Source organism: Pedomonas sp. (assembly GCF_036515995.1).
GTDB lineage: Bacteria > Pseudomonadota > Alphaproteobacteria > Sphingomonadales > Sphingomonadaceae > Pedomonas.
In genome coordinates this window covers 1-3872 of sequence record NZ_DATBUP010000218.1, presented here as the reverse complement: position 1 = coordinate 3872, position 3872 = coordinate 1, and the positions used below count along the sequence as shown (strand labels likewise).

The 3872-nt window shown below is 61.9% G+C and carries 5 protein-coding genes; all 5 read right to left on the bottom strand.

The annotated features are described in order from the left end of the window. Positions 1 to 446, bottom strand: a 446-nt coding sequence (locus VIG90_RS15915; RefSeq protein ID WP_331594501.1) for an SRPBCC domain-containing protein, incomplete at its 3' end; no start/stop codon positions are given. Then, the gene (locus VIG90_RS15910; RefSeq protein ID WP_331594500.1) at positions 443 to 1531 is read right to left on the bottom strand and encodes a hypothetical protein; all 1089 of its coding nucleotides are present in this window, start codon (positions 1529 to 1531) and stop codon (positions 443 to 445) included. The genes VIG90_RS15915 and VIG90_RS15910, both read right to left, overlap by 4 nt. Next, positions 1528 to 2298: an SDR family oxidoreductase gene (locus tag VIG90_RS15905; protein WP_331594499.1), complete on the bottom strand. Its 771-nt coding sequence runs from the start codon at positions 2296 to 2298 to the stop codon at positions 1528 to 1530. The genes VIG90_RS15910 and VIG90_RS15905 overlap by 4 nt, the downstream gene beginning before the upstream one ends. A 25-nt stretch (positions 2299 to 2323) precedes the next feature. Then, on the bottom strand, positions 2324 to 3478 hold the full coding sequence (locus VIG90_RS15900) for a sulfotransferase (protein ID WP_331594498.1): 1155 nt from the start codon (positions 3476 to 3478) through the stop codon (positions 2324 to 2326). 253 nt (positions 3479 to 3731) lie between these two features. After that, a complete protein-coding gene (locus VIG90_RS15895) occupies positions 3732 to 3854 on the bottom strand; it encodes an SDR family oxidoreductase (protein WP_414695513.1) in 123 nt (40 codons plus the stop codon). Positions 3855 to 3872: the final 18 nt, after the last annotated feature.

Genomic DNA, 3872 nt, shown 5'->3' with positions numbered 1-3872 from the left:
TCATCAAAGCCACGCTTCACCCACGGACCCGCAAAGCGCATCACATGAATGCCGTTCTGCCCGTAAAATGCGTCCGTTGAGTGATAGCGGCAGCTCTCCGGCCCGGTCGCCTCGATGATCTGGTCCCGGCGCGCCGGATAGGGCCACTCTTCGGTGTGCTGCATCTCCCAGGACAGCAGCTTTTCCGGCTCGAATGCGCACACGTACTCGCAGTTGGGCACCAGTTTGCCCGGCTCGACGTAGCTCACCAGGGTCATATAGACCGGTGCGCCCATTTCGAGGGTTGAGACTGCGCGGACGCAGAACGGATTCCATTCGTTGTACCGCGGCAGGTCCGTCAGGATCTTCCAGACGATGCTGGCCGGGGCCGCGATCTCGACCGTATCCGAGACCACAACCGCATCGGGATCAAAGCCGTTGATCGGATCTTCCGCTACCGTCTTCATTTCTTGATATCCCTCAGTTTAACCACGCGGGCGGACGGCAGAGGATATTCACTGGCACCGGCCCAGCGCAGCAGCGCCGTGCCTTCGGTGTGCCCGGCCGTATCCAGCCAGTTGCCGAAGCCGGGATCTTCCGCGGAAAGCACCATGACGAGCCGTCCGTCTTCCTCCAGCTTTGCCGTCGTCTTGTTTACGGTGACATTGAGGAAGCGGTAGTCAAGAGATTCCATCCACCAGTTATCGACCTGGAAATTCCAGTAATAACACTCGGGCGGCGTCACCTCGATCACCCACGCCTCATCGGGCTCCAGCTTCCAGTAGGCGTGTGCATAGTAGATATCCGTCGCACCGCCGCCGCGCTGGAACATCTGCTGGTCGATGTCCGGGAACTGGTTCGGGTGGGCCTGGAACATCTTGGACCAGTCGATGAACGTGCCGACGATGCCGCGCACGAACGCGGTGGTCTCCCTCAAGCCTGCTGCCAGCGCCGCCGGATCGAGCGGCGCCGGCACGGCCGGACCGCCGATGCGCTCGATACGGAACTCGCCCGGCTTTTCATTGGCACGGTCGAGATAGCTTTGGCGTACGATGATCATGTTCGCATCGGGCTCAAGCCGCAGCCAGTTCTTCGGCTGGGGCGTGCAGCTTGCGATGATCTCGGCAACACCGTCCGGACCCCACTCGATGTCGCTGTCGATCAGCTTGCCGGTGGCGACATTGCTGCCGTCCTGCTCATAGCGGAACGCGTTGGCAAGGATGGAGAAATACGCCATCGTGCCGCGCTTGACCGTAATCCGGTACTCGTACTGGCCGCTGATGCGGGCGTTCCAGTACACGTTGTCGGGATTGTCCGCGCCGATCTTTGCAGTGGTATGGCTCAGCTGGTAAAAAAACGGAAAGCTGGCGTCACGCGCTTCCACATGCTGTTCCAGCCCCAGCCGCAGCAGCCGCGTCAGATACCGGTAGCCTTCGGCCCGGTCGACCGGATTGGACGGATTGGCGGGATCGAGGATCATATCCCCGAGCGAGGCGAGCTCGGCGCAGAAATTGCGCCAAGCCTCGCCGGACAGAACCGGATCTAAACTCATGGGGCCACCCAGTCGCCGCCGTTGACGTCCAGCGCCGCGCCGGTCACTTCGCTCGAGTAATCGGAGAGCAGGAAGTAGACTGCCTTTGCGCAGTCCTTGTCCGGCGGAATGTGGCCAACCGGAATCTCGGAGGCGCGCTTTGCCCGCGCTGCTTCACCCTCGGCCCCCATCGAACTGAAGTAGGACTGGAGCGGCGCGCCGTCCATCCAGCCCATCAGAGCCGTATTGAGGCGAATGCCGGAGCCGGTGAGCTCAACCGCCATGTGACGGGTCATCTGTGCCAAAGCCGCCTTGGCCATGGCGTAACCGCCCTCGCCCGGCATCGGGCGGCGGGTTGCCAGCGTGGAGATGTTGACGATGGATCCGCTGCCCTGCTTGCGCATCTGCGGCAGGACCGACTGCACCATGCGCAGACCGCCCAGCGCGATGACGTCCATTGCCTTTGCAACGTCATCGATTTCGGCCGTCTCCAGGCTCGACCATGGCGGATGGAAATAAGCCGAGTTCACCAGGCCATCGATGCGGCCATAGGCCTTGATCGCCTCTTCCGCCAGTCGCTTGCACTGGGCGGTGTCCGACACGTCGGTCGGCACGGCAATGGCTTCCCCGCCAGCCGCCACGATGTCGTCGCGCAGGGCATTGATGGCATCGACCGAGCGCGCGGAAATGACCACCTTTGCGCCTTCGGCCGCAGCGCCGCGGCACATGGCCTGCCCCATTCCAGGGCCTGCGCCCGTGATGATGACAACCTTGTCTTTCAAGATCATTGCTGCTCTCCCCTTGTTTTGTCGTTCAGCCCTGCATGAAGGCAAAGTCTCGGGCAATCTGCTCCTTGGTCAGACCGAACTCCTCCGCGCTATACTTGTGGCGCGGGCGCTTATCGCGCGCGTTCTCGGCCACGCAGGCCTCTGCAGCCTGGCGGTCCGCGTCATCGAAGCCGAGTCCGAGTTCGGTCATGACCCGCTCCAGCGTTCCGATCGGGTCGCTGACGGTTTCGCGGTAGTCGACATCGATCACCTGACCTTCCGGCAGTTCGCGCCGCAACTGGGCAAAGCGCTCGAGGCCGGTCTTGAACCGCGCCGTCCAGTACGCGCCCTGGTCTTCACGGCGATAGGTGGTCGAGGTGTTGATGCTCATCGAGCAGCACATGCTGCAATAGCTCGGCAGCACGTCAGCCACGTCGCGGTTGGTCATTACAAGGCGCACGTTAGGGAATACCTTCAGGAGGCCGCCCATGCCGCCAAGGACATGGTGAGGCGTCTTGAAGACCCAGCGCTGACCGCGCCGCGACGGGGTCTGGTGCTGGATGGCCTTCAGCCACAGCAGCAGGTCACGATAGGCCTTCTCGTGATCCTGATCAGCCTGCCAGAAGCCGTAGCTGGGTACGTTCATCATCGAGTCATAGCTGGTCGACAGGAAGGTGCGGTCCAGAAGGATGACTTCCTCGGCAACAACCATCGCCTCGATGGGGTCGATGCTCTCAAAGTCCGGCCAGTTCGTCAGCAGCTGGTCAACCACCTGCTTGGCCAGCTGCTGTCGCGGCGTCGGGTCGCCCGGCTTTTCACCCGGCAGCGGCAGCGGGAATGTCGCCTCCCACCAGTAAAGCGACGTCATGCGCGGCGAACTGGCCAGCAGGCGGTGCATCACTGTCGAGCCCGTGCGCGGCAGGCCAACCACCACGCAGGCGACGTCAATTTCTTCGTCCAGCGCCTCAGGGTGATCCTTGAAGTATTGCACCAGCCGCAGACGATCGGACAAAGCGCTCTGAATCCGCATACCGGCACCAGCATCCGGTGCGATCAGTCCGGCTTCCGAATTGACACATTCAACCAGCTTGGTGAGCGGCGTGAGAAACCAGTCATCGCCGAAGTCCATCAGGCCGGTTTCCTGGCGGGCCCGCTCCAGCAGGCTCTCGACGGACAGGGTCTTTGGATTCTGCGCCAGCATTGCCTTGTTTACTCCCCGGTTATGCAATTTGGCCAAGGAGTATCAGCTGCCCAAAGGCCCTTCACCCCCCAGCTGGGGGGTTGCGAACAAATCAGTTTTGGAAGGTGCCGAGCTGCGGGGTGGCTGGCGTCTGGAGAGCCGACCCGGATATCTATTTCATAACAGGAACTTGAGGAACAATCGTCAAGAAAACCAATGCAGATTCAAAGGTCGAGAAGTGCGGAGGGTGAGCAAGCCCGCCCCCCATGATAGTTCAGACACCGAAGCCTCCCGCGACCGAGATGGTCTGTCCGGTGATGTAGTTTGCGCGATTGGAGGTCAGGAAAACCGCGGCCTGACCGATGTCCTCCGCCTTGCCCCAGCGCTTGATCGGCAGCAGCTTCTTGACCTCGCG

Excerpts from the sequence above, each read along its gene's own strand:
- VIG90_RS15910 (WP_331594500.1), bottom strand. The coding sequence starts at position 1,531 with ATGAGTTTAGATCCGGTTCTGTCCGGCGAGGCTTGGCGCAATTTCTGC.
- VIG90_RS15905 (WP_331594499.1), bottom strand. The coding sequence starts at position 2,298 with ATGATCTTGAAAGACAAGGTTGTCATCATCACGGGCGCAGGCCCTGGA.
- VIG90_RS15900 (WP_331594498.1), bottom strand. The coding sequence starts at position 3,478 with ATGCTGGCGCAGAATCCAAAGACCCTGTCCGTCGAGAGCCTGCTGGAG.